The sequence below is a fragment of the Nocardioides allogilvus genome (genome assembly GCF_003047285.1).
In the GTDB taxonomy this organism is placed as follows: Bacteria; Actinomycetota; Actinomycetes; order Propionibacteriales; family Nocardioidaceae; genus Nocardioides; species Nocardioides allogilvus.
This window is the reverse complement of the sequence record NZ_PZYX01000011.1, coordinates 96,637-121,007: the sequence shown is the minus strand read 5'-3', so window position 1 is coordinate 121,007 and position 24,371 is coordinate 96,637. Positions and strand designations below refer to the sequence as shown.

Genomic DNA, 24,371 nt, shown 5'->3' with positions numbered 1-24,371 from the left:
GTGCCGAACCGGCCACCACCGAGTACGTCCTCGTCGGCGGTCATCACCGTTTATGGGGCGTGGCTAGGGATTGGCTGCGAGGAACAGGTACGACGCCAGAAGGACCAGGTGGACGCCGCCGTTGAGCGGCTTGGCTCGACCGGGAACGACGGTCAGCACGCTCACGACGACCGAGAGCGACAGCAATACGATCTGCATCGGTTCCAGGCCTAGGTCGAGCGGACCATCGAGCCAGATCGAGGCGATCGCAATGGCTGGGATGGTCAGGCCGATGGACGCCATGGCCGAGCCGTACGCCAGGTTCAAGCTGGTCTGCACCTTGTCGCGCGCTGCCGCTCGTGATGCCGCGATGGACTCTGGCGCCAGCACCGTCAAGGCGATCACGACACCGACGAACGCGTGCGGGAACCCGACCGCACCAACACCGTTCTCGATCGCGGGGGAGCAGACCTTCGCCAGCCCAACTACCGCGACCAGGGACACCACTAGCAGGACCAGGCTGGTCACCGTGGCGCGGTCCGACGGTGGGTCGGCGTGCCCGTCGCCGTCATCATCGACAGGTCCGCGCCGCCCGTCGGGCACGGGCAGGAAGAAGTCGCGGTGCCGCACAGTCTGGGTGAATACGAACATGCCATAGAGGACGAGCGAGGCGACCGCCGCGAACGCCAGTTGCGAACCGGTGAACGTCGGACCCGAATCGGCAGTGAAACGTGGGAGCACCAGCGTCACCCCCGCCAGCGCGATCACTGTGGCGAGGGCGGACCCCGCGCCCTCAGGGTTGAACGTCGCCAGGTGGTGCTTGACGGCACCCACGACCAGAGACAGTCCGACGATGCCGTTGATGGTGATCATCACCGCGGCAAAAACGGTATCGCGCGCCAAGGTAGAGGTGTCGTCGCCGCCGCTGAGCATGAGCGTCACGATCAACGCGACCTCGATGATCGTCACCGCGACCGCAAGCACCAGCGACCCGAACGGCTCGCCGACCCGGTGGGCGACTACCTCAGCGTGATAGACCGCCGCGAGCACCGCCCCGATCAGGACGAGACCGATGACCACTGAGAGCGCTACCGGAGGATAGCGGCCCCAGCTCGGCACCAGCACGGCAAGTGCCACCAGCGGAACAATCGTCGTCCAAGCGAACCGGCTCCGCGTTGTGTCACTCATTCCGATCAGTTTACGGAGGCGACCCGACGCAAGGGTGGCCCCCTGACACGCCCCGTGACGAATACCTCGACCACGCTCATCTGGGCAGAGCCACTTTCGCTCACGGATTCGCGTACCGGCGAGCATGGGGTCTTGCTGTACAGGCACGCGGAGCACTTGGTTGTGCAGCCGCGAGCGATGATTGTCGGGCACCTGAGCGAAACAGCTGACGGTTACGATGACGCATGCAACCCCCGCGACCGCTGAGCCGGCTCACGGAGTGGCACGAGGACCGGATCGGCGAGCGTGACCTGACCCGCTGGCAGACCGCGGCAGGCGCTGCGCTGGTGCGGTTCACCAAGTGGCTAGTTGCGCTGGTGCGCCGGCTGCTCCCAGCCGGGCTGCAGTCGCGGCTCGTGGACCGCGAGCTGCCGTGGCTGGTGCTGCTGGTCACCGCGGTCGTCGGCGGGGCGCTGACGGTGCTCGGGACCGCTGCGAGTGCCGAGATCTACGATGGCGTCGAGGACGGCGAGGGCGTCACGGCGCTGGACCGGCCGGTGCTCGACTGGGTGGTGAACTGGCGTACGCCGTGGCTCGACGATGCCATCACGGCGTACACCGACTTGGGCGGCACGCGCCTGATGGTGCCGATCGTGCTGTTAGCGGCCGGGTGCTGTGGTGGTGGTGGCAACGTCCCACCCCGGCAATCCTGCTGGCGATCGCGGCCGGGGGCTCGTTGCTGATGACCGTGGTGGGTAAGCACCTCGTGGGGCGGGTTCGCCCGCCGCAGGAGCTCGCGGTTCCGCCCTACGAGTCGACCCCGTCGTTCCCGAGCGGGCACACGCTGAACAGCTGGGTGCTGTGGATCCTGATCGGCTACCTGGTGGCGGTACGCACCGGCAGTCACCGGCTCGCGGTGGTCGCGCCCGCCGTGGCGACGGTGCTGGCGATGGCGATGGGGCTGAGTCGGGTCTACCTGGGCCACCACTGGCTCACTGACGTCCTGGTCGGCTGGACCCTCGGCGCCGCCTGGCTGGCCGTGATCATCACCGGCCACCGGCTCGCCCTCACCGTCCGTCGTTGGACTAGCGACTCTTCCGAGGCACCGGAAGTTGATGCCGAAGGTGCCCCTTCTTGATGTATGACCCTGCTCGGCGACCGAAAGAACCTGCACGTCGGCGCAGTGCGTCCGGCAGGCTGTCAGTACGGCATACCGTGACCGCTCATAGCCGCGATGCGCACATGCAATGAGCGTCCACCGGTCGCGTGCCGTCGGAGGTCTTTCCCGATGGCAGATGCCCCGCCCCCGACGTCAGGGTTCGATGAGGCCCGCACGCATCGCATACCGGGTGAGCTCGACGCGGTCACGCATGCCGAGCTTGCCCAGGATGTTGGCTCGATGGCCCTCCACGGTCTTGAGGGCGATGTGTAGGTCGCGCGCGATCTCTCGCGATGAGCGCCCCTCGGCGATGAGTTTGATGACCTGGTCTCGCGCGCTGTCAGCACCGACCTCGGCACCCGCTCCCCCCGCCGGAGCCGGTCGAGGTAGTCGCGCACCAGCGTGCTTTCCGCGCCGGGATAGAGGAACGTCTCGCCCCGCATAGCTGCCCGGCAAGCACCGACGAGGTCCTCGTCGGCGACCGACTTCAAGACGTACCCGCTGGCGCCTGCCTTTAGAGCGCCGAAGAAGTACTGCTCGTTGTCGTGCATCGACAGCATGAGGATGCGTGGTGGGGTGCGCCGGCGGACAATCTCTGCGGCGGCCTGCAGGCCGGTCATCCCCGCGGCATCGCGATGTCGAGCACCACGAGGTCGACCTCGGTGTCCCGAACCCGTTCTACGGCCTCGGCACCGTCTGCCGCCTCCGCCACGACCTTTGAATCAGGCTCCTGCTCGAGGATCAGGCGCACGCCCCGACGCACCAGAGTGTGGTCATCGGCCAGGAGTATCCGGATCACGCGGCACCCGCCACGCCGTCGGCCGGGATCCGCAGTCTGACGGTAGTCCCGTGCCGCGGCTGGCTGATCACAGACAAACTCGGCGCGCACCAGAGCCGCCCGCTCGCGCATCCCCATCAACCCGGAGCCCTCCGCGAGTCCCTCGAAGCCGCGGCCGTCGTCACGGACCTCCAGCACGACGCTGCCGCCCAAGCGCTGCAGCGAGAGCTCGACCTCGCGCGCGTCGGCGTGCCGGGCGGCGTTGGTGAGCGCCTCCTCGGCGACACGGTAGATCACGACCTCGGCCTCCGGGCTCAGCGCGGGCAGCCCGGGCGTGAACGAGCGGCGCACGGACGCGGCGCTGTGTGCCGCGAAGTCGGTCGTGAGCGCGGCGAGGGCGCTCGTGAGCCCGAGGTCGTCCAGCACCCCCGGTCGCAGCCGCCGCGCTACCCGACGCACGTCGTCGAGGCCGGCGCGTGCGCTCTCCCGCACGGCGGCGAGCTCGGGGACCAGGTCGGCTGGGGCGCGGCCCTCGACCTGTTTGAGCCCCAGCAGCACGACGGTGAGGCTCTGGCCCACTTCGTCGTGCAGTTCCTGGGCGATGCGGTGCCGCTCGGCCTCCTGCGCCGCGAGCGCCCGGGCGTCGCCGGCGCGCTGCGCGTTGGCAAGCCGCAGCAGTAGTCCATTGACGCCCTGCGCCATCTCAAGGACCGGTCCCGAACCCTCTTCGGGAAGGTGAGTCGGCTCGAGGTGCTCGATGTCCTCGAGCCGGTTTGAGTGCGCTGTCGTGGATCTTCACGCCGCCGAGCCGGCCAGCGCCCTGCGGATCGCTTCGGATCTCGAGATGTGGTCTCGCTCGGCGATGGCGTCGACCGCAGCGAGCTCCTCCGCCGTGAGGCGTACTGCAACGACCTGCATTGGCTCGGCGCCACGTCCGGGCCGACCGCGTCCGCGCCGCTTCATCTCCTTGACGTCGTAGCCAGTTTCGGCTTCGTCCGCCCATTGCTGGGGATCTGCTCCTCCCTGACCATGGTCCAAATCGTATTACGAAAAATGGATCGGGGGAAGCGGCGGCGGGTGAGGGTACTTGCGGACCGGGCAAGGAAGAGCAGTTGCTGGTGGTGTCGGGTTCGCCCCGACGCCCGAGCCGACCACATCCTGTGGCGTTGGCAGGGCCAACTCCCTATTGGAGGTGCGCCATGAGCGCACTACTTGTCGGGTACGCCCGATGCTCCACCGATGCACAAGACCTCACAGCGCAACGCGACGCCCTGCTCGGCCTCGGTGTCGAGGACGAGCGCATCTATGTCGACCACGGCTTGACGGGCACCAACCGGGAACGCCCGGGCCTGCGCGAAGCGCTCGCCGCCTGCCGAGCCGGCGACACCCTGGTGGTCACCAAGCTAGACCGCCTTGCTCGGTCGCTTCCAGACGCCCGAGCGATCGCGGACGAACTCACCTCTCGTCAGATCAGCTTGAGCCTGGGCGGGTCGGTCTACGACCCTACCGATGCTGTCGGACGGCTGCTCTTCAACGTCCTGGCCATGGTTGCAGAGTTCGAGTCCGACCTGATCCGGCTCCGCACCGTCGAGGGAATGAAGGTCGCCAGGGCCAAAGGTCGGCTCAAGGGCAAGCAGCCCAAACTCAGCCGGAAGCAAGAGGCGCACCTGGTGTCCTTGGTCCACAGCGGCGAATACAGCACCCTTGAGGTCGCCGAGCTGTTCGGTGTCGGCCGCTCCACCGTCTACCGCGCCATCCAGCGCCAACGCTTGGCGGCGAAGGCAGAACTCGTCGACGCCTCGACAAGACGCTGACAGCATCTCGCTCTGGCGTCCCGCAACCGATCCCGCACTGGAGCGTGCCAGTGTGGTTCGCCAACGAGGTGGCACCGCGAGTCGTCCTCGGGCACGCCTCAACCTAGGACGCGCACATCTTCGGCGATAAGACGCACAGGCTGGGAGCCGACCCGCGGCTGGGTGAGGATCGCGAGCGGTCAAGCGCACGTGTTCCCATCGCTCGATGACCGGGTCGACCCGTCGTACAGAGACAACGACCGCCAAATGAACACGGACACCCGGAGCCGCAGGAGTTCTGAGCCCGACTCATCCGGCGGGCGAGATGGAGATCCCGCCGTCGACGGTGAGCACCGACCCGGTGACGTAGCGCGCGTCGTCCGAGCACAGCCACGCGATCGCCTCGGCGATCTCCTCGGCGTCGGCTCGACGGCGCAGTGGCACCATGCCTTCGACCATCTCGACGTTGTCCGGGGTCGCGCCGCCGATCGACTCGAGCACGCCGTCGTGCATCGGTGTCATGACGAATCCCGGTCGGAGGGAGTTCACCCGGACCGCGACGGCGGCCGCCTCGAGCGCGGCCACCTGGGTGAGCATGTCCAGGCCGGCCTTGCTGGTGCAGTAGAGGGAGACCCCGCGCTCGGGGAGCGTCGCGTTCACGGAGCTGACATTCACGATCGCGCCCGGGCCCGTCATCGCGGCGAGCTCGTGCTTGAGGCACAGGAACGCGCCGCGGAGGTTGGTGCCCATCGTGTGGTCGAAGTCGTCCGCGGACAGCGACGTGATCGGACCCTCGGTGCCGATGATCGCGGCGTTGTTGCAGGCGATGTCCAGCGTGCCGAACGCCTGGACGGTCGCGGCGACCATGGCCTCCACCTCGTCGGGCACGCTCACGTCGGTGGGTACGGCGAGCGCCTCGCCGCCGACGGCGGCGACGAGCGCGACCGTCTGCTCGAGCGCGTCCGGACGGCGCCCGGCAACCGCGACGCGTGCGCCGTACCGGGCGAAGACGATGGCGGTGGCGCGGCCGATGCCGGATCCGGCACCTGTGACGAGGGCGGACTTGCCCGTGAGGTCGATGGACATTTCGCGACGCTAACCCGGCGCTCGCCCGGTTCGCCCGCGACACGGCGTACGCCGAGCCGAGTACCAGGCCGCATCCCCCGAGCCGCAGCACCGTCGGCTGCTCGTTCCGTCGGACCGGGGATGTTCGGGCGGAGGTCCACCCAAAGGGCCGACCAGTGCGCCGCTCGGGTGCTCCAACCTCCCCGGGCCGTGCGGGTCGCGGGCCGCCCCGCGTGACCGCCAACTGGTTCTCGTCGCCGCCATGCGGACCTGATGACCGCTTAGGCATGTCCGGATGCGCGTCGCAACTTGAGCAGGCGCGGGTGGCCATCCGGTGGAGATGTTCATGTTTGCCGGCCCTCTCTCGCGGAGCGACCCGGTGGCGGATCCCGCACTGACACGCTCCGCGAGCCGATCGCTCCTCCAGACGAATGTTGTTCGAGCAGGTCCCAGCGGTTGCCTGCGACGTCGACGAAGACGACGACTTGAGCGGATCGACTTCCGGAACGAAAGACTTTGCTCAGGGCCCAGCGCACGATCTGCGGATCAGCGTCGAACAGGGCTTGCGCGCCTGCGACGGCATCGTCGGTCAGGCGCACGCTGGCCCACAGAGGCCGAAGCTCCGACAGTTCTCCGTACCGCCAACGACGAGCGCGCTCGAAGTCCACTGCGGCCCTGTAGATTTCCCGACGTGACCACCAGCGAAGCCGAGACGAGCACCCCGCCGCCGCGGCACTGGGAGGCCGACGTCCTCCTGCGCGACGGGAAGTCGGCGCACATCCGGCCGATCCGGCCCGAGGACGCCGAGCTGATGGTGGAGTTCTACAGCCGGGTCTCCGACGAGTCGAAGTACTACCGGTTCTTCTCGCCGATGCCCAACCTCTCCGAGCGGGACCTGAAGCGCTTCACCCGCGTCGACCACGTCAACCGCGTCGCCCTGGTGCTCATCTCGGCCGAGAAGATGATCGCCGTCGGCCGCTACGACATGGTCGAGCCCGGCAAGGCCGAGGTCGCCTTCCTCGTCGAGGACGGCCACCAGGGCCGCGGCATCGGGCAGCTGCTGCTCGAGCACCTCGCCCAGGCCGGCCGCGAGCGGGGGATCGAGCGCTTCATCGCGGAGGTCCTGCCCGACAACCAGGCGATGATCCACACCTTCAAGGACGCCGGCTACCGGGTCGCCAGCGCCTACGACGAGGGCGTGATGGAGCTCGAGTTCAGCATCGACCCGACCGACACCGCCATCGGCGTGATGGCCCAGCGCGAGCACCGTGCCGAGTCCGCCAGCATCGAACGCTTCTTCCGGCCGCGCTCGGTCGCGGTCATCGGAGCCAGCCGTCGCCAGGACACCATCGGCCAAGCCTTAGTGCGCAACCTCGTCACCGGCGACTTCACCGGCCGGGTCTACGTCGTCAACCCCAGCGCCGACGCGGTGTCCGGCATGCCCGCCTACAAGACCGTCGGCGACATCCCCGGCGACGTCGACGTCGCCATCGTGGCCGTGCCCGCCGACGCCGTGCAGGACGTCGTCCTCGATTGCGCGGCCAAGGGCGTGCACGGACTCGTCGTCATCTCCTCCGGCTTCGCAGAGACGGGCGAGGAGGGCCGGGTCCGGCAGCGCCGCCTCGTCGGGCTCTCGCGCTCCTACGGCCTGCGGCTGATCGGCCCCAACGCCCTCGGCGTCATCAACACCGACCCCGAGGTCAGCCTCAACGCCTCGCTGTCCTCGCTGATGCCGCCGCGCGGTCGCGCCGGCTTCTTCTGCCAGTCGGGCGCCCTCGGCTCGGCGATCCTGGAGAAGGTCAACAACCGGGGCCTGGGCCTGTCGACCTTCGTCAGCGCCGGCAACCGCGCCGACGTCTCCGGCAACGACCTGCTGCAGTACTGGCTCGAGGACGACGCCACCGAGGTCGTGCTGCTCTACCTCGAGTCCATCGGAAACCCGCGCAAGTTCTCCCGGATCGCCCGCCGTGTCAGCCGCCGCAAGCCGATCATCGCCGTGCGCTCCGGCCGCAGCACCCAGGGCGTGCCGATGGGCCACGCGGTGCGCAAGATCGCCGCGCCCGGGCAGGCCGTCGACGCGATGTTCCGGCAGGCGGGCGTGATCCAGGTGGACACGCTGGAGGAGATGTTCGACGTCGCCCAGCTGCTGGCCCACCAGCCGCTGCCGCGTGGTCGCCGGGTCGCCGTCGTCGGCAACTCCGACGCCCTCGGGCTGCTCGCCGCCGACGCCGCCACCGGTGTTGGCCTGGTCGTCAACAAGCAGGTCGCCCTCGGTGCCGACGCGGGTGCGGAGGACTTCGAGGACGCCCTCGACGCCGCCATCGACGACCCCGAGGTCGATGCCGTGGCCGCGATCTACATCCCGCCGCTCAACGTCTCCGGCGAGGACGTCGCCAACGTCCTCGCGGCCGTCGGCGAGCAGTCGGACAAGCCGATCGTCTCCACCTTCCTCGGTGCCGAGGGCGTGCCCGAGCTCCTGCGGGTCCCCGACGTCGCCGGCTCGAGCGCCGGTCGCGGCTCCGTGCCGTCCTACCCGGCCGTGGAAGCGGCGGTGCGCGCCCTCGCGCGCGTCGTGGAGTACGCCGTGTGGCTGCGCACGCCCGACACGCCGGCCTCCGACGAGGAGCTCGTCGACCGGCAGGCGGCTCGGCGCGTGGTCAACGAACTGCTCATGCACCACCCCGAGGGCCACGACCTGTCGTTGGCGGAGCAGCGCGAGCTGTTGGCGGCGTACGGCATCGAGCTGTGGGAGACGGTGCCGGTCGGCACCCTCGACGATGCCCTGGCCGCCGGGACCCAGCTGGGCTGGGACGTGGTGCTGAAGGCGACCGCGCCCCACCTGCGCCACCGCCCCGACCTGGCCCACGTCTGGCGCAACATCGATACCGCCGCCGACATGACCGACGCGTGGAGCTCGCTCAACGACCTCATCACCGAGCCCGAGTCCGCCGGCTTCGTCGTCCAGAAGAACGCACCGCCGGGTGTGCCGGTCGGGATCTCCTCGATGGAGGACCCGCTCTTCGGGCCGGTGCTCTCCTTCGGCATCGGCGGACCGCTGACCGAGCTGCTGGGCGACCGGTCCTTCCGGATCCCGCCGCTGGCCGAGCACGACGCGCAGGACATGGTCCGCGAGATCAAGGCCTCGCCGATCCTGTTCGGCTACCGCGGCAGCGAGATCGTCGACGTGACGGAGATCGAGCGACTGGTGCGCCGGGTGGCGCAGATCCAGAACGACCTGCCCCAGGTCCGGGCGCTCGAGCTGCCGCTGATCCTGGCGGGCGCCAACGGGGCAGCGGTGCTCGGCGGTGCCATCAGGATCGAGCCGGTCATCGACCCCCGCTCCGACTGGTTCGTCCGGCGGCTGTCCACGCCGCCGGGGGACACGCTGCCCGACTGAACCCGCAGCCTGCGTGACAGACTGCGGCCATGCGCAGCAAGACGTCCGACAACGGGCCAGCGGGAGAACTTCGACGAGCCATCGACCACACCGGCTACTACCCCGAGGTGGTCTCCGACGGAGTCTTCTCCGCGGTGGGCGGCGAGGAGATGCTGGCGTTCTACCTGCACCACGAGCCCACCTTCGACCGCGACGAGGTGCGCCGTCACCTGACCGTCGCCGTGCTGACACCGACGCGGCTGATCCTGGCGCACACCGACGAGCACCCCGGTGACGACCTGCTGCCCGATCCCTACACCTCGACCTCCACCGAGGCGGTCTCGCTGTCCGCGGTCCGCTCGGTCGTGGTCACGCGGATGATCGCCAACCCGACCTCGGGCCCGTCCTCGCCCGCGGAGGCCGTCATGACGATCGGCTGGGGCGGTGTCGGTCGCATCGACCTCGAGCCGGCCGGTTGCGCCGACCCCGAGTGCGACGCCGACCACGGCTACACCGGCGTCATTGCCGGCGACGACTTCTCGCTGCGCGTCTCGGCCGCGGCCGACGGCGGCGAGGCCGTGGGCAGGTTGCTGGGCTTCGCCGAGTCCCTCTCGTCCCTGACCAGGTGAGCGAGCGCAGCGAGTGAACAGATCAGCACAGCGCGACCGTGCCTCGCGCGCGCACGGAGCGAAGCGAGTACGCGCGTGAGCTACTTCCAGCTGCCGGCCTACGGCGAGCGCTCGCTGGGTGACGTCGTGCCCGCGGTCGCCCGCGCGCTGGGGATCGACCCCTCGGTCGCCGGTGCCGCACCGACCGGGCTGTTGCTGCCCGACGCAGCGGCGTACGTCGTCTTCCTGATCGACGGCCTGGGCTCGGAGCTGCTCCGGCGCTACTCGCACGCCGCGCCGTTCCTCTCCTCGCTGGTCCAGGGTGGGGCCGTGGGCACCGCGGGCGTGCCGTCGACGACGGCGACCAGCCTGACGTCGCTCGGCACCGGCCTGGTCCCCGGCGCCCACGGGCTGATCGGCTTCACCGCGCGCATCCCCGGAACCAACCGGCTGATCAACCACCTCTCGTGGGACAACCAGGTCGACCCGCTCGACTGGCAGCCCCACCCGACGGCCTTCGCCCGCCTCACCGCGGCCGGCGTGCACGTCGCGGTCGTCAACAAGCGCGAGTTCGGCGGCTCCGGGCTGACTGTCGCCGCCCACCGCGGCGCGACCTACGTCGGCGCCGACCGCGTTGGCGAGCGGATCGCGGCGATGGTCGCCGCGGCGGCGTACTCGCCGTCGCTGACCTATGTCTACGACTCCGACCTCGACTGGACCGGCCACAAGTTCGGCGTCGCGTCGACGCAGTGGCTCCAGCAGCTCGCGATGGTCGACGCCGAGGCCGAGCAGATGCGCGAGGCGCTGCCGCACTCGGTGCGACTCGTCGTCGTGGCCGACCACGGGATGGTCGACTCCGACGAGGCGTCGCGCGTCGACGTGGACGAGGTGCTGGAGCTGCGCGACGGCGTGGACCTGCTCGGTGGCGAGGCCCGGTTCCGCCACCTCTACTGCTCGCGCGGCTCCGTGGACTCGGTCGTGGCGACCTGGCGCGAGGTGCTGGGGGAGCGGGCGCTGGTCCTGACGCGCGACGACGCCATCGCGCGCGGCTGGTTCGGGGACGTCTCGCCCGGTGTGCTCCCGCGCGTCGGCGACGTCATGGTCGCCTGCCGCGGCGACGCGGCGATCGTCTCGACCACCGACTTCCCCTACGAGAAGAAGCTGATCGGCATGCACGGCTCACTGACCCCGGCCGAGATGCTGATCCCGATCCTCGTCAGCTGACCCTGCCGAGCCGGCGTCAGCCGAAGGGCAGCGGTTCGGGGGCGAGCGAGACGGCCTTGGCGCGGGCCGCCGTCAGGCGCCGCCGGTGGTGCTGGCGGCAGAGCACCTCGTAGGCCACGTCTGCCGGGGGCTCGTCGGCGGCCTCGACGTCACCGACGACCACGACGTCACCCTCGGTGACCATGTTGCCGTCCACCGTGCGGGCGTTGTGGGTGGCGCGCTTGCCGCACCAGCACAGCGCCTCGACCTGCAGCACGTTCATCCGGTCGGCGATCTCGACGAGCCGGCGGCTGCCGGGGAACAGCTGGGTGCGGAAGTCGGTGAGGATCCCGAACGCGAAGACGTCGATCTGGAGCTCGTCGACGACCTTCGCCAGCTGGTCGATCTGGTCGGGGGTGTAGAACTGGGCCTCGTCGCAGACGAGGTAGTCGATGCGCCCGCCGGCGGTCAGCGACGTCACGACATAGCGCCAGAAGTCGAAGTCGGGGGCGACCTCGAGCGCGTCGTGGGTCAGTCCGAGGCGACTGGACAGCACGGCCTGCCCGGCGCGGTCGTGGCTGGTGAAGATCCTCCCGACCCGGCCGCGCGCAGCGTGGTTGTGGTTGGTCTGCAGCGCCAGGGTCGACTTGCCACTGTCCATCGTCCCGGTGAAGAAATGCAGTTCAGCCACGACGCGAGATCCTGTCACATCCGGTCGAGCGCGGCGGCACTACGGTTGGCTGCGTGAGCTCTCCCCTGATCTCGGCCGCCGAGCTGTCCTCGATCCTCGCGGGGGTCACCGTCCTCGACGTGCGCTACCGGATGGGCGGGCCGACCGGCTTCGAGGAACACGCGTCGGGGCACATCCCCACAGCGGCGTACGTCGACCTCGACACCGAGCTCGCGAGCGCACCCGCAGACCCGGTGGACGAGCGGGGGAGACACCCCCTGCCGGACCCGGAGGTGTTCGTCGCGGCCATGCGGCGTGCCGGGGTGAGCGGCGACCGGCCGGTGGTCGTCCACGACGACTGGCAGGGCCGCGCGGCCGGGCGCGCGTGGTGGCTGTTGCGCGACCACGGGCACCCCGACGTGCGGGTGCTCGACGGCGGCTGGCCCGCCTGGGTCGCGGCGGGTGGCGCGGTCAGCACGGAGTCGGTCGCACCGGAGCCGGGTGACTTCGAGGGCACGCCCGGGTCGATGCGGGTCGTGGACGCGTCGGACGTGTGCGACGTCGACGTCCTCATCGATGCCCGCGCACCGGAGCGCTACCGCGGGGAGATCGAGCCGATCGACCCGGTCGCCGGCCACATCCCCGGCGCGGCCAACGTCGACACGTCGCGCAACGTGACCGAGGACGGGACGTTCCGCTCGCCGGCCGAGCTGCGCGAGATCTATGCCGCGGTCGGTGCCGTACCCGGCGCCGACGTCGCCGCCTACTGCGGCTCGGGCGTCACCGCGACCCACGACCTGCTCGCGCTCGCCGTCGCCGGGGTGGACGCGGCGCTCTATCCGGGCAGCTGGTCGGGCTGGGCATCGGACGAGAGCCGCCCCGTCGAGCGCAGCTAGGGGTCAGGAGACCTCGACCGCGTCGCCCACGCTGATCCGGCCGGTCGACTCGGGGACCAGGTGGATCGCGAACATCGTCTTGTGGTCGAAGAGCCGGTGCCGGGCCAGCGTGCGGATCGGCTCCTTGCCGGTCTCCAGCGTCGCGGGGTCGATCGTCGTCATCACGCACCGGTCGGTCTGCTTGGCGACGCGGAACCGCACGTCGCCGATGACGACCGTGGTCCAGCCGTCCTCGGCGAACGGGATCTCCCCGTCGGCGACGAGGTTGGGCCGGAACCGCTCCATCGGCAGGGGAGCGGGCGGGACCTCGCCGCGCTCGAGGGCGCCTTCGGTGATCCAGTCGTTGAGCTGGCGCAGCGAGGCCTCGGTCGCGATCGTGACGGGATAGCCGTCGGCGTACGCCGTGAAGTCCTCGGGTCGTGAGTGGGCGGGGTTGAGCGTGCGTCGGGTCGGATCGTCGCACCAGACCAGCCGGAGGTCGTCGCGGCCGACGGCCTTGCGCAGCCACGCGTCTGCCTCGGCGCCGGCGGGGATGCCCTCGAGCTCCCGGGAGAAGACCTTGGTGCGCACGCGATCCCCGGTCGGTTCGTCGAGCAGGAGGTCGGGCAGGTCGGCCGCACGCAGCCGGAGGGCGGTGCTCAGCGAGGCATCGGTCGCCGGGGTATCGGCCGTGACCGCGAACAGTCCGTGCTCCTCCCGGGCGGTGAGCACCACGCCGTCGGCATCGACGACTCCCCACGACCGGTCGGTCGCGAGCCCGCCGAAGAGCACGTCCGCCGAGGCCACGGGCCGGATCGCCATGCTCTTGACGGGGTGGATGTTGAGCGCAGTGAGTCTCACCAGTGGATGCCCTTGAAGACCTTCGCCAACATGATCTGCTCGGACTCGCGGGTGCCACCGTCGGGCGTCTCTCCCTTGGCGGCCGCCGAGTCGGGGAACACGTGATAGGCCATGTTCAGCAACCTGAACGCCGCCTTCGGCGCCACCGTGTGCGCGATCGCACCGACGTTGCCCAGCGCGGTGTTGATCTCGTGCGGCCGGTCGACCATGGCCCTGATGAGGATGTCGGCGGCCTGGGCCGGCGATATCGTGGGGAACTTGTCGTAGAGCTTGGTCGGCGCGATCATCGGCGTCCGTACGAGGGGCATGTGGATGTTGGTGAACGTGACGCCGTTGCCGACGACCTCGCTGGCCACGACGTTGGACCACGAGTCGAGGGCGGCCTTCGAGGCGACGTACGCGGCAAAACGCGGGGGATTGGTCTGGACTCCGATGGAGCTGACGTTGACGATGTGGCCAGACTTCTGCCTCTGCATCGCGGGCATCAGCCCCATGATCAGCCGGATCGCGCCGAAGTAGTTGAGCTGCATCGTGCGCTCGAAGTCGTGGAAGCGGTCGTAGGAGAGCCGCAGCGAGCGGCGGATCGAGCGGCCGGCGTTGTTGATGACGAAGTCGATCGACGGCAGCTCCGCGCTCATCTGCGTGCACAGCGCGTCGATCGCCTCTAGGTCGGACAGGTCGCACGGGTAGACGTGGGCCTGCCCACCGCGCTGCTCGATCAGCGCCCGGGTCTCCTCGAGCTTGTCCTTGCCGCGGGCGACCAGCACCGGGATGCCGCCGCACTGCGCGACCTTGAGCGCGGTCACCAGGCCGATGCCGGACGAGGCGCCGGTGATGACGACGTGCTTGCCCTCGAGAGCCGCGCGGTTGGTCGAGCTGCGCCCCGTCGTCTCGTCGAGGTTGTCCTCCCAGTAGCCCCACAGCGTGCGGGCGTAGGACTCCAGGTCGGGCACCGCGATGCCCGAGCCGGCGAGTGCTTCCTCCGTACGGCGAGAGTCGAAGACCGCCGTGAAGCTGGTGTGGCCGACGACCTCGGCCGGGATGCCGGCACGCCCGATCGTCTGGTCGAGCAGGAGCTGGATCGGCCCCGATCGGACCAGTGCTCCCACCATCGTCGAGGGCCGCAGGGGCCGCGGCACCAGCTTGGAGGCCGTGATCCGTCGGTCGATCGGGGTGGCGAAGCGCGGCGCACCGGCGGCCGCGCAGAAGAGTCCGATCGTCTCCACGACCGGCTGTGGCTCGGGGTTGACGAGGTGGAAGGCCTCGCCGTCGTGGCCAGGGGCGTGCGCCAGGTGGTCCATGGCCTTGGCGACGTAGTCGACGGGCACGAGGTTGGTGTCACCGAGGTCGACGCCGACCAGCGGCAGCCACGCCGGGAGGTTGTCGCGCAGCAGCTTGAGGACGGGGAAGAAGTAGTAGGGACCGTCGACCTTGTCCATCGCGCCCGTCTCGGAGTGCCCGACCACGATCGCCGGGCGGTAGACCCGCCACGGCACGGTGGACTCGTCACGGACGATCGCCTCGGACTCGTACTTCGTGCGGTGGTAGGGCGACGGCAGGTGCTGCCCCTCCGCGAACATCGTCTCGTCGAAGGTCCCGCGGTGGTCCCCGGCCGCGGCCACGCTGGAGACCTGGTGGAAGCAACCGGCGCCGATCTCCTCGGCGAGGGCCAGCGCGTGGCGGGTGCCGTCCACGTTCATCGCGTCGTTGGTGGCGTCGTCGGCCGTCATGTCGTAGATCGCCGCGAGGTGGAAGAAGTGGTCGATCTTCCCCGTGTTGGCCGCGGTCCACGCCGGATCCACACCGAGCCCGGGCGTGGCGAGGTCGCCCTCCACCGGGATCACCCGGTCGGTGCCCCAGCGTCGGATCAGGGCGTCGATGCGACCGCGCGAGCCGGGTCGGACGAGGACGAAGACGTCGCCCTCGCGGTGGTCGAGGAGCTCCTCGACGAGGTGACGGCCGATGAAGCCCGTGGCGCCGGTGACGAAGTAGGACATGACCGGAGACTAGTGAAGGACTGCTTCGCTGACGAGGACGAAGATCTACTTCTCGCCGGGCCCGCCGAACATGATCTCGTCCCAGCTCGGCACCGACGCGCGGCCACGGGCCTTGCGGGCGGGGCGGCGCGACGGCGGCTCGTCGGCAGCGGGGCTGCGGTCGTCCTCGGCGGCGGGCTCGCTCGGCGGAGTGTCCTGCTCGGAATCGTCGTCGGAGGAGTCCGCGCCCTCCTCGGCGTCCTCGGCGAGGTAGGCCTCGACGGGCTGCTCTGTGCCCAGGCCGGCCTCGGTGAGGTCGATCGTGGTCTCGGCCGGGCTGGCGTCGTCCGGTTCGTCGGCGACGAGCTCGATCGCGTCCTCGCCGAGCGGCAGCTCCTCGGCGGGTACGGCGTTGAGCCGGCGCACCCGCGTCGGCGGCTGCTCGTCACGGGCACGGGGGGCGGCGGCCGCGGCAGGGCGGCCGACGGCCTCACCGACGAGCCAGCGGGCGTCCTCGTCCTCGGAGGTCACGAAGTTGCCGCGCATGTCGAAGGCGAAGGTGGCCGTGCCCTTGCGCTGCGCTGTGCGGAACGCGCCGGTGAGGGTCCAGCGGCCGTCCTCACGGCGCCAGGCGTCCCACTCGACGACAGCGGGATCGATGTTGAAGGTGTGGAGGTGGGCGCTGACGGCCTCACCGAGCGTGCGGGCACCGGTGTCGCCGGCCTTGCGCCGCAGCGAGGAGGCCTGGGCGCGCTGCGCGACGTGGGCGCGCTCGGCGAGCACGGGCGCGGCGAAGACCATGATCCTCTCGATCGTGGTCTGGGCCGCCTGCGCCACCGACTCGGCCGTCTCGCCGCCACGGATGCGGGTCTGGATGTCGCGGGGGCGAAGGGCGCTGTCCATCTGAATCTCCAACTGGCCGATGCGGGCGTGTTCGCCACGGAGGGTGGCACGGAGGGGGGCGTCGATGTCGAGGGTGAACTCGGCTCCGTTGTCATCCACCAGCAGCAGGCGCTTCCCGTCGTCGCTCAGTCCCGCGAGCGTGAGGTGGGCCATGGATGCTGCACTCCTGCAGGTGGTGGTCGACACGCCTGTGTCCGGTCCCCACGAGCCTACGCCAGCGCGGGCGTGGAGCCCGGCTACCGGAGCGGCGTGCCTACGGATAGCGTGCTCCGGTGATCGCCCTCCCGGACTCGGCCGCCGCCCTGGTGGTGCTCGACCTGCTCGGCATCTTCGTATTCGCCACCTCCGGAGCCCTGGTGGCGGTGCGCAAGGGCTTCGACGTGTTCGGGGTGCTGGTGCTCGCCGGCACGACAGGCCTCGGCGGCGGGTTCCTGCGCGACGTGCTGATCGACGCGACGCCCCCGGCCGCGCTCGCCGACTGGCGCTACCTGATCGTGCCGGTCGCCGCCGGCCTGGTCACCTTCGCGTTCCACCCGACCGTGGGCCGGCTGGAGCGCGTGGTCGACGTCTTCGACGCGTTCGGGCTGTCGCTCTTCTGCGTGACGGGGGCCCTGAAGGCCGTGGAGTACGGCCTCGGTCCGGTGCCCGCGGCACTGATGGGCATGGTGACGGGGATCGGCGGCGGCATGGTCCGCGACCTGCTGGCCGGTCGACCGCCCGAGATCTTCAACAGCAACCTCTACGCCACGCCGGCCCTGGCCGGAGCGGGCATTGCGGTGGCCCTGGACCTCGCCGGCCAGCCGTTCGGGCTCGTGGCCTCGGCCGGCTTCGGGGTCTGCCTCGTGCTGCGCCTGCTCTCGATCGTCCTCGACATCCGCGCCCCGTTGCCGCGCGGGCCGTCCAACGTCTGAGCCGGCTCCCGCGGCCGCGCGATCAGTCGCCCAGGACCCGTCGGAGGTAGGGGTTGGTGAACACCCGGTCCGGGTCCAGCTCGTCGCGCAGCGCGAGGAACTCGTCGTACCGCGGATAGAGCTTGGCCAGGTCGTCGGCCGCGAGGGTGTGCATCTTGCCCCAGTGAGGGCGGCCGTCGAAGGCCCGCAGCACGTCCTCGACGCCGGCGAAGTAGCCGGTGTGGTCGGCCCGCACGGGCACGTGGAAGGCGAGGTACATCGACGCGCGGCCCGACGAGGTCGACAGGGCGATGTCGTCGGCCGGCGTCGAGCGGATCTCGACCGGGAAGCCGATCCGACACGAGGACGCGTCGATGACCCGGCGCACCTCCCGCAGCGCCTCGAGGCCGGCCTCGCGCGGCAGGGCGTACTCCATCTCCTTGAACCGGACGCGTCGCGGTGACGTGAAGACCCGGTGGGCGATGTCGCTGTAGGAGCGCTCGGACAGGGCACGGCCCGACACCTGGTTGAGCCGGGGGATCGTGGCGGGGGCGCGGGTGCCGAGGGACGTGATCATCCCGAACACCGTGTTGGACAGGAGCTCGTCGTCGAGCCAGTGCCGCCAGCGGCTCAGCGGGCGGAGGTCGTCCAGCTCGGCCAGGCGGTCGTTGACCTTGGTCATCACCCGGTCGGTGTGCGGGAACCAGTAGACGTCGACGTGGTGGTGCTCGCGGGTCATCTCGTCGTACGTCGACAGCGCGGTGTCCCACGACATCGGCCGTTCGTGCGCCTGGAGGGCGAACAGCGGCTCGACGTGGAGCGTGATCTCCGTCAGGACGCCCAGGGCCCCGAGCCCGATCCGGCCGGCCTCGAACAGGGTGGGGTGGGACGACGGCGAGGCGTGGACCTCCTCGCCGCGCCCGGTGACCATGGAGAACGCCGCGATCTGCGCCGAGAGCGAGGCGACGGTGCCGCCGGTGCCGTGGGTGCCGGTGGAGGTGGCCCCGGCCAGTGTCTGCTCCTCGATGTCACCCATGTTGTGCAGGGACAGCCCCAGCCGCCCGAGCTGGGCGTTGAGCACGTGGAGGGGAGTGCCGGCCAGCGCGGTCACGGTCATGGCGTCGCGGTCGACCGAGACGATGCCGGCGAGGCGGTCGGGTCGCAGCATGGTGTCGACGGGTGCGGAGATGCCGGTGAAGCTGTGCCCGGTGCCGGCCATCTTCACCGTGGTCCGCTGCGCGATCGCACGCTCGACCTCCTGCACGACCTGCTCGGTCGTGGTGGGGGTCACGACGTGGCGCGGATCAGCAGCCTCGGTGCCTGCCCAGTTCGTCCAGGGAGCCATGGGACGAGAGTAGTGACGAGGGTGGCATCACTAGGCTGAGGCCATGTTTTCCGCCACCGGTCCAGATGTCTCGCCCTACGACGCGCTCCTGCTCCTGTCGTTCGGCGGGCCGGAGAAGCCGGACGACGTCGTGCCGTTCCTGGAGAACGTCACCCGGGGCCGGGGGATCCCGCGGGAGCGGCTCGAGGAGGTCGGCGAGCACTACTTCCTCTTCGGCGGTCGTAGCCCGATCAACGACCAGAACCGCACGCTGCTCGCGGCCGTCCGCGAGGACCTGGCCGGCAGCGGCATCGACCTGCCGGTCTACTGGGGCAACCGCAACTGGGACCCCTACCTCGCCGACACGCTGGCCACGATGCGCGACGACGGGATCACCCGGGCCGCGGTCCTGACCACCTCCGCCTACTCGTCCTACTCCTCGTGCCGGCAGTACCGCGAGAACCTCGCCGACGCGGCGGCCACGGTCGAGGGAGGGCCGCGCCTGGACCGGCTGCGCCAGTACTTCAACCACCCGGGCTTCGTCGAGCCCGTGGTCGACGCGACCCTGGCCGGCCTCGCCGAGCTGCCCGACAGCGTCCGGGAGCGCGCCGAGCTCGTCTTCGTCACCCACTCCATCCCCACCGACATGGCCGAGACGAGCGGACCCGACGGGGACGCCTACGTCCGCCAGCACCTCAGCGTCGCCGCCGAGGTCACCTCGAGGGTGCGCCAGGAGACGGGGCGCCACCACGACCACACCCTCGTCTACTGCTCGCGCTCCGGCTCGCCCCGCACGCCCTGGCTCGAACCCGACGTCAACGACCACCTCGCGACCATCTCCGAGCGTGGCGCGCGGGCCGTGGTGCTGGTGCCGGTGGGCTTCGTGTCGGACCACATGGAGGTCATCTACGACCTCGACACCGAGGCACTGGCCACCGCCGAGAAGCTCGGGCTGGAGGCCGTGCGTGCCGCCACGCCCGGCGTCGACCCGCGGTTCGTCGCGATGGTGCGCGACCTGCTCGTCGAGCGGGCCGCGGCCGAGCGCGGCGAGCCCGTCGAGCGTGCGGCGGTCGGCGACCTGTCGGCGTGGCCCGAGGTCTGCGCAGTCGGCTGCTGTCCCAATCCGCGTGGCGAGCGGCCCGCACTGTGCGGGCTCGACTCGTGAACCCGGACGCGGGCACTGACGTCGCCACCGACCTGCGCGACCTCGCGCTCCTCGTCGCGCGCGACGCCGTCGCCCTGGCGCGGCGGATGCGCGACGGCGGGATCGCCGTCGCCGACACCAAGTCGAGCGTGGTCGACGTCGTCACCGCGGCCGACCGCGCGTGCGAGGAGCTCATCCGCTCGCGCATCCTGGCCGCGCGACCCGACGACGCGATCATGGGGGAGGAGGGTGAGGACCACCCCGGCACCAGCGGCGTGCGCTGGATCGTCGACCCCATCGACGGGACGGTCAACTACCTCTATGGCCTGCCCGACTGGGCCGTGTCCATCGCCGCCGAGGTCGACGGCGCGGTCGTCGCAGGCGTCGTGGTCAACGGCTCCTCGGGGGCGGAGTACGCCGCCGCGCGGGGCGCCGGCGCGACGTGCGACGGCCGGCCCATCGCCGTACGCCCCAGCCCGCCGCTCGCCGAACGGCTCGTGCTGACGGGCTTCGGCTATCGCAGCGACGTGCGCGCCCACCAGGCCGCCTGCGTGGCCGCGCTGCTCCCGCACGTGCGCGACATCCGGCGCATGGGGTCGTGCGCCCTGGACCTGTGCCACATCGCGGACGGCAGCGGCGACGCCTACGTCGAGGAGGGCCCCAACCCGTGGGACCACAGCGCCGGTGGACTGGTGCTGACCGAGGCCGGTGGGCGGTTCGGGCTGCTGCCCGGACGGCTGCGCGAGATCGTCCCCGAGGCGGCCGTCGAGGCCCTGGTGGTGGGGGCGCCGGCGGACGGCTGGGACACGTTCGTGGCCGCGCTGGGCCGGGCCGGATTCCTGGCCTGACGAGCTCGGGAATACGAGGGCTTCATCACCTGTTCACCGCACTGATCGGGTCCGCCGTGGCGGACCGGACCTACATGGTGCACAATCTGGCGCCGACGAGCATGACGAGGCCCCACACCCAGGGGACTCGTGCTGAGGGTGAGAGGGACGAAGATGGCTACTGACTACGACGCGCCGCGCAAGACCGAGGAAGACCAGAGCGAAGAGAGCATTGAAGAGCTCAAGGCTCGTCGCCACGACAAGAACTCCGGCAAGGTCGACGAGGACGAGACCGAGGCTGCCGAATCCTTCGAGCTGCCCGGCGCCGACCTGTCGCACGAGGAGCTCGCTGTCGAGGTGATGCCCCGCCAGGAGGACGAGTTCACCTGCATGAGCTGCTTCCTGGTGCACCACCGCTCGCAGCTCGCGGACGAGAAGAAGCTGATCTGCCGCGACTGCGTGTGAGCTGATGCGGGCCCGATGATTCGGGCCTGGTCACCCAGAACACGAACGAGGCCGCGTCCCCCCAGGGGGACGCGGCCTCGAGTGCTCTGTGCAGGAGGTCAGGTCGTCGGTGCCGCAGCGGCGTCGGCGTCCTGGTTGTCCTTCTGGAGGGGCTTGGGCAGGTGCCCGGTCGACCTCGCGTAGTAGTTCGCCGCCCGGCGGGTGGCGAACATTCGGGCCAGCGCGACGAACGTGCCGCTCGCAGCGGCCCACGCGACGGCCTCCAGGATGTCGACGTCGGGGTCGGCGGGGTTGGCCGGCGGGTTTTTGCCCGTCGCTGCCCGCCACGTCGTGTTGAGGCCCTTCTTCGCGACCGCTGCTGCCCCGAGGGCGGCGACGAGCGAGAAGGCAGACCATGCCTTGCTGCTGTCAGATGCCATACGAACCACCCTACCCAGTGCTGCAGGTGTCAGCGGGTCGCAGTCGTGAGCGCGGCCGCCAGCTCGTCGGGGCGACGCGAGCTGATCAGCCAGTAGGGCGCCGGGTCGCTCGGGTCGGTCAGGTCGACCCGCACCCCGCGCTTGAGGTAGGGCCGCAGCAGCAGGAAGGCACGCACGTCGGCGTCCCGGCCGGCCTGGAGCCGCATCGCCTCGGCGTCGAGGGCGGTCACCGCGCCGACGTGGTCGGTGGAGATGTGGGCGGCCCCGGCCCGGAGCACGTCGCGGTCGACGGTGACCCGCGCAGCGCCGTACGACACGAACAGGGCGACCATGAGAGCAAGGGCCACACCGGTCACCGTCCAGGCGACGGCGAGGGGTACGGCGACCACCAGGGCCAGCCACAAGGTGGCGACCAGCATCGTCCCCTGCACCCACCAGCGCAGCGGCACGCTCAGCCGTTCCGCGAACTCCACGCGGGAGAGCCTATGGGGGCGGTGCTGAGGTCACGTTGCCGGGTAGATTCTCCGCCCGTGTCCGACCAACAGATCGACCTGCCGGTGACCGACCTCGACGTCGCGATCGTCCGCCTCGACCGCGACCTGCCCATGCCCGCCTACGCCCACCCGGGCGACGCCGGTGCCGACCTGCAGACCGCGGTCGACGTGACGTTGGCGCCGGGGGAGCGAGCGCTCGTGCCGACCGGCATCTCGATCGCGCTGCCGGAGGGCTTCGTCGCCCTGATCCACCCGCGGTCCGGGCTGGCCGCGCGCCACGGGCTGTCCATCGTCAACACCCCCGGCACCGTCGACGCGGGCTACCGCGGCGAGATCAAGGTGCTGCTGGTCAACCACGACCGGGTGTCGCCGGTGAGCCTGCAGCGCGGTGACCGCATCGCCCAGCTCGTCATCCAGCGCTTCGAGCGCGCGCGTTTCGTCGAGGTCGACGCACTGCCGGACTCCGTTCGCGGCGCGGGGGGCTACGGTTCTACTGGTGGCTTCGCGCGCACATGAGCCGCCCGAAATTCTTGCATCACGACGAATGGAGTGACTGACGTGAAGTTCCGTCGCAAGTCGGAGCCCACCCCCGAGGTGGGCACGGAGCCGAGCGAGCCCGCAGTCGAGGCGACCTCGGCTGCGTCCGAGCCGGCGGAGCCGCGCACCGACGGTCCCTTCGACGAGTCCCAGGTCGCCGGCGACGGGGTGCAGCGTGTCGACCTCGGGTCGCTGCTGATCGCACCCAGCGAGGGTCGTGAGCTCCGGCTGCAGGTCGACGAGGCCAGCGGCACGGTGCAGGCAGTCATGCTCGCCGGGCAGGACGGTGCGCTGGAGATCCAAGCGTTCGCCGCCCCCCGCAACGGTGACCTCTGGGGCACCGTGCGTCCGCAGATCCAGGCCGACATCGCCGGCAGGGGCGGCCAGGCCGAGGAGCGCGAGGGTCGCTTCGGCACCGAGCTGATGTGCCAGGTCCCGGTGAAGAAGCCCGACGGCTCCGTGGGCCTCCAGCCGTCGCGGATCATCGGCATCAACGGCGACCGCTGGATGCTGCGCGCATCACTCCTGGGACGCCCCGCCCTCCAGCCGGACTCGGCGCAGGACTGGGAGGACGCGCTGGGCCAGGTCGTCGTACGCCGCGGTGCGGTCGCCATGCCGGTCGGCGAGCCGCTCCCGGCGATCCTGCCCGACCAGGCTCGACGGGTGCAGTGAACGCCGTCATGGGCGACACGACATCCGACGCCGACTCCGCCGACAAGAGGAGCCGGTTGCGGCGCAGCCTCTCGCGCTGGGCCGACAGCGGCGAGGCACACGCCCGTGACCTGCGTGCGACCCACTCGGTCGCCGGTGACGTCTCCATCGCCGAGGCGCCGGACCGCGAGCGCGTCAGCCTCCGCGGCACGATCAAGACGGTGACGCTGCGCCCGCGCGGCGGCGCACCAGCACTCGAGGCCGAGCTCGAGGACGGCAGCGGCGTCATCACGATCGTCTGGCTCGGCCGTCGGCGCATCGCCGGCATCGGCCCCGGGCGCGCCATGCGCGTCGAGGGTCGCATCGGCTCCGCGACCGGTCACCGCGTGCTGTTCAACCCGCGCTACGAGCTGATTCCGTGACCGGCCCGGTGACCGATCCCGTGAAGTCCGCAGCTCCAGCCTCCGTCGAGACCGTGGAGGCCGTCGTCCGCCGGCAGCTCTCCCAGGCCCTGGGCGGTCGACGCGGCATGATCGAGGCTGCCGTCCCGACCATCGCCTTCACCGTCCTGTGGCTGACCACGGGGGAGCTCACGCTGGCGCTGGCGCTCAGCGTCTCGGCGGCGGTGCTGCTGCTGGTGGTGCGCCTCGTCCAGCGTTCGTCGGTGCAGTTCGTCGTCAACGCCCTCGTCGGCATCGGCATCGGCTGGCTGTTCGTGGCGAGGTCCGCGGCGAGCGGCGGCAGCGAGCAGGAGCAGGCGCTGGCCTACTTCCTGCCCGGGATCCTCTACAACTCGGGCTACACCGTGGTGCTGGCCCTCACCTGCCTGATCGGCTGGCCGATCGTCGGGTTCATGGTCGGCAGCGTGACCGGCGACCCCACCGCGTGGCACCAGGACAAGCAGATCGTGAAGCTGTGCACGCGGCTGACGTGGTTGCTGGTGCTGCCGTGCATGCTGCGCGTCGTCGTGCAGGCGCCCATCTGGCTGGCCGGCAACTCGGGATCGATGGACCCCGACACCGCCGTCGCGATCCTGGGCGTCGCCAAGATCGGGCTCGGCTGGCCGCTGCAGCTCGCTGCGCTCGGCGCGATGGTGTGGGTGCTGGCGCGCAACCACACCCCGATGACGGAGACCGCGACGTCCTCGGCGTCCTCGACCCAGCAGACGTCGACGGGTCCGGCTGCCGACTGACCTGCTGCCGGGGGT

At 70.7% G+C, this 24,371-nt stretch carries 27 protein-coding genes and 1 pseudogene; 15 read left to right on the top strand and 13 right to left on the bottom strand.

The genetic code is table 11. The features are described 5' to 3' along the window. Positions 1-63: 63 nt before the first annotated feature. Positions 64-1,167, bottom strand: a complete 1,104-nt coding sequence (locus C9J87_RS15685; protein WP_107705976.1) for a calcium:proton antiporter — start codon at positions 1,165-1,167, stop codon at positions 64-66. A gap of 224 nt (positions 1,168-1,391) precedes the next feature. On the opposite strand from C9J87_RS15685, the gene C9J87_RS15680 reads away from it, so the two are divergent. Continuing rightward, positions 1,392-1,889, top strand: coding sequence for a hypothetical protein (locus C9J87_RS15680; protein ID WP_107705975.1), 498 nt, complete (start codon positions 1,392-1,394; stop codon positions 1,887-1,889). After that, on the top strand, positions 1,889-2,284 hold the full coding sequence (locus C9J87_RS15675; RefSeq protein WP_107705974.1) for a phosphatase PAP2 family protein: 396 nt from the start codon (positions 1,889-1,891) through the stop codon (positions 2,282-2,284). Before C9J87_RS15680 ends, C9J87_RS15675 begins: the two co-directional genes overlap by 1 nt. Positions 2,285-2,458: 174 nt before the next feature. Here C9J87_RS15675 and C9J87_RS20315 read toward each other — a convergent pair whose 3' ends face one another. The 4 genes and pseudogenes from C9J87_RS20315 to C9J87_RS15660 all read right to left on the bottom strand — a co-directional run bounded on the left by C9J87_RS20315 (position 2,459) and on the right by C9J87_RS15660 (position 4,001). Then, positions 2,459-2,761: a response regulator transcription factor gene (locus C9J87_RS20315; protein ID WP_232820081.1), complete on the bottom strand. Its 303-nt coding sequence runs from the start codon at positions 2,759-2,761 to the stop codon at positions 2,459-2,461. Positions 2,762-2,820: 59 nt separating this feature from the next. Beyond that, positions 2,821-2,925, bottom strand: a pseudogene (locus C9J87_RS20475) (DNA-binding response regulator); the annotation flags it as partial. Further along, complete coding sequence (locus C9J87_RS20310; RefSeq protein WP_269801751.1) at positions 2,922-3,785, bottom strand: helix-turn-helix transcriptional regulator; 864 nt, start codon at positions 3,783-3,785, stop codon at positions 2,922-2,924. The gene C9J87_RS20310 and the pseudogene C9J87_RS20475, both read right to left, overlap by 4 nt. Before the next feature lie 93 nt (positions 3,786-3,878). Continuing rightward, positions 3,879-4,001 carry a DUF6290 family protein gene (locus tag C9J87_RS15660; RefSeq protein ID WP_232820078.1) on the bottom strand — a complete coding sequence of 41 codons (123 nt, stop codon included), beginning with the start codon at positions 3,999-4,001 and terminating at the stop codon, positions 3,879-3,881. A gap of 281 nt (positions 4,002-4,282) precedes the next feature. Between C9J87_RS15660 and C9J87_RS15655 the strand changes: the two genes are divergently transcribed. Next, positions 4,283-4,897, top strand: a complete 615-nt coding sequence (locus C9J87_RS15655; RefSeq protein WP_107705972.1) for a recombinase family protein — start codon at positions 4,283-4,285, stop codon at positions 4,895-4,897. A 288-nt stretch (positions 4,898-5,185) separates the two neighbouring features. Here the strand turns inward: C9J87_RS15655 and C9J87_RS15650 are convergent, their stop codons facing one another. Continuing rightward, positions 5,186-5,962 (bottom strand): SDR family NAD(P)-dependent oxidoreductase, encoded by a 777-nt coding sequence (locus tag C9J87_RS15650; RefSeq protein WP_107705971.1) that lies wholly within the window; start codon positions 5,960-5,962, stop codon positions 5,186-5,188. A gap of 670 nt (positions 5,963-6,632) precedes the next feature. Here C9J87_RS15650 and C9J87_RS15640 point away from each other — a divergent pair. The 3 genes from C9J87_RS15640 to C9J87_RS15630 all read left to right on the top strand — a co-directional run bounded on the left by C9J87_RS15640 (position 6,633) and on the right by C9J87_RS15630 (position 11,149). Beyond that, positions 6,633-9,338 (top strand): bifunctional acetate--CoA ligase family protein/GNAT family N-acetyltransferase, encoded by a 2,706-nt coding sequence (locus C9J87_RS15640; protein ID WP_010833301.1) that lies wholly within the window; start codon positions 6,633-6,635, stop codon positions 9,336-9,338. A 29-nt stretch (positions 9,339-9,367) separates the two neighbouring features. Next, a complete protein-coding gene (locus tag C9J87_RS15635) occupies positions 9,368-9,946 on the top strand; it encodes a DUF5998 family protein (protein WP_010833300.1) in 579 nt (192 codons plus the stop codon). A gap of 75 nt (positions 9,947-10,021) precedes the next feature. Continuing rightward, positions 10,022-11,149, top strand: a complete 1,128-nt coding sequence (locus C9J87_RS15630; protein ID WP_010833299.1) for an alkaline phosphatase family protein — start codon at positions 10,022-10,024, stop codon at positions 11,147-11,149. 16 nt (positions 11,150-11,165) lie between these two features. On the opposite strand, the gene C9J87_RS15625 is transcribed toward C9J87_RS15630, so the two are convergent. Further along, positions 11,166-11,819, bottom strand: a complete 654-nt coding sequence (locus C9J87_RS15625) for a thymidine kinase (RefSeq protein WP_010833298.1) — start codon at positions 11,817-11,819, stop codon at positions 11,166-11,168. A gap of 53 nt (positions 11,820-11,872) precedes the next feature. On the opposite strand from C9J87_RS15625, the gene C9J87_RS15620 reads away from it, so the two are divergent. Continuing rightward, entirely contained in the window at positions 11,873-12,694 is an 822-nt protein-coding gene (locus tag C9J87_RS15620; RefSeq protein ID WP_010833297.1) for a sulfurtransferase, read from the top strand. Positions 12,695-12,697: 3 nt separating this feature from the next. Here the strand turns inward: C9J87_RS15620 and C9J87_RS15615 are convergent, their stop codons facing one another. From C9J87_RS15615 to sepH, 3 genes are read right to left on the bottom strand one after another with little or no spacing between them, the layout of a single operon-like run. Next, the gene (locus C9J87_RS15615) at positions 12,698-13,534 is read right to left on the bottom strand and encodes an MOSC domain-containing protein (protein WP_010833296.1); all 837 of its coding nucleotides are present in this window, start codon (positions 13,532-13,534) and stop codon (positions 12,698-12,700) included. Then, positions 13,531-15,531 (bottom strand): SDR family oxidoreductase, encoded by a 2,001-nt coding sequence (locus C9J87_RS15610; RefSeq protein WP_010833295.1) that lies wholly within the window; start codon positions 15,529-15,531, stop codon positions 13,531-13,533. The genes C9J87_RS15615 and C9J87_RS15610 overlap by 4 nt, the downstream gene beginning before the upstream one ends. 45 nt (positions 15,532-15,576) lie before the next feature. Next, on the bottom strand, positions 15,577-16,566 hold the full coding sequence (gene sepH / locus C9J87_RS15605; protein WP_107705970.1) for a septation protein SepH: 990 nt from the start codon (positions 16,564-16,566) through the stop codon (positions 15,577-15,579). 119 nt (positions 16,567-16,685) lie between these two features. Between sepH and C9J87_RS15600 the strand changes: the two genes are divergently transcribed. Continuing rightward, positions 16,686-17,324, top strand: a complete 639-nt coding sequence (locus tag C9J87_RS15600; RefSeq protein WP_232820077.1) for a trimeric intracellular cation channel family protein — start codon at positions 16,686-16,688, stop codon at positions 17,322-17,324. Between the two features lie 22 nt (positions 17,325-17,346). On the opposite strand, the gene C9J87_RS15595 is transcribed toward C9J87_RS15600, so the two are convergent. Next, the gene (locus C9J87_RS15595; protein ID WP_107705969.1) at positions 17,347-18,648 is read right to left on the bottom strand and encodes a D-arabinono-1,4-lactone oxidase; all 1,302 of its coding nucleotides are present in this window, start codon (positions 18,646-18,648) and stop codon (positions 17,347-17,349) included. Between the two features lie 43 nt (positions 18,649-18,691). Between C9J87_RS15595 and C9J87_RS15590 the strand changes: the two genes are divergently transcribed. The 3 genes from C9J87_RS15590 to C9J87_RS15580 all read left to right on the top strand — a co-directional run bounded on the left by C9J87_RS15590 (position 18,692) and on the right by C9J87_RS15580 (position 21,063). Next, positions 18,692-19,792, top strand: coding sequence for a ferrochelatase (locus C9J87_RS15590; protein WP_010833290.1), 1,101 nt, complete (start codon positions 18,692-18,694; stop codon positions 19,790-19,792). Then, positions 19,789-20,619, top strand: a complete 831-nt coding sequence (locus C9J87_RS15585; RefSeq protein ID WP_010833289.1) for an inositol monophosphatase family protein — start codon at positions 19,789-19,791, stop codon at positions 20,617-20,619. Before C9J87_RS15590 ends, C9J87_RS15585 begins: the two co-directional genes overlap by 4 nt. Positions 20,620-20,772: 153 nt before the next feature. Next, positions 20,773-21,063, top strand: a complete 291-nt coding sequence (locus C9J87_RS15580; protein ID WP_010833288.1) for a DUF4193 domain-containing protein — start codon at positions 20,773-20,775, stop codon at positions 21,061-21,063. A 98-nt stretch (positions 21,064-21,161) separates the two neighbouring features. Here the strand turns inward: C9J87_RS15580 and C9J87_RS15575 are convergent, their stop codons facing one another. Both C9J87_RS15575 and C9J87_RS15570 read right to left on the bottom strand, forming a co-directional pair. Then, positions 21,162-21,482 carry a DUF4235 domain-containing protein gene (locus tag C9J87_RS15575; protein WP_010833287.1) on the bottom strand — a complete coding sequence of 107 codons (321 nt, stop codon included), beginning with the start codon at positions 21,480-21,482 and terminating at the stop codon, positions 21,162-21,164. A gap of 29 nt (positions 21,483-21,511) precedes the next feature. Then, positions 21,512-21,955 carry a DUF3093 domain-containing protein gene (locus tag C9J87_RS15570; protein WP_010833286.1) on the bottom strand — a complete coding sequence of 148 codons (444 nt, stop codon included), beginning with the start codon at positions 21,953-21,955 and terminating at the stop codon, positions 21,512-21,514. Positions 21,956-22,039: 84 nt separating this feature from the next. Here C9J87_RS15570 and dut point away from each other — a divergent pair, with 84 nt between their 5' ends. From dut to C9J87_RS15550, 4 genes are read left to right on the top strand one after another with little or no spacing between them, the layout of a single operon-like run. Further along, entirely contained in the window at positions 22,040-22,492 is a 453-nt protein-coding gene (dut, locus tag C9J87_RS15565) for a dUTP diphosphatase (RefSeq protein WP_036492948.1), read from the top strand. A 33-nt stretch (positions 22,493-22,525) separates the two neighbouring features. Next, positions 22,526-23,185, top strand: coding sequence for a DUF3710 domain-containing protein (locus tag C9J87_RS15560; protein WP_010833284.1), 660 nt, complete (start codon positions 22,526-22,528; stop codon positions 23,183-23,185). An 8-nt stretch (positions 23,186-23,193) separates the two neighbouring features. After that, entirely contained in the window at positions 23,194-23,586 is a 393-nt protein-coding gene (locus C9J87_RS15555; RefSeq protein ID WP_051204459.1) for an OB-fold nucleic acid binding domain-containing protein, read from the top strand. Then, a complete protein-coding gene (locus tag C9J87_RS15550) occupies positions 23,583-24,356 on the top strand; it encodes a DUF3159 domain-containing protein (protein ID WP_010833282.1) in 774 nt (257 codons plus the stop codon). The genes C9J87_RS15555 and C9J87_RS15550 overlap by 4 nt, the downstream gene beginning before the upstream one ends. Positions 24,357-24,371 lie beyond the last annotated feature (15 nt).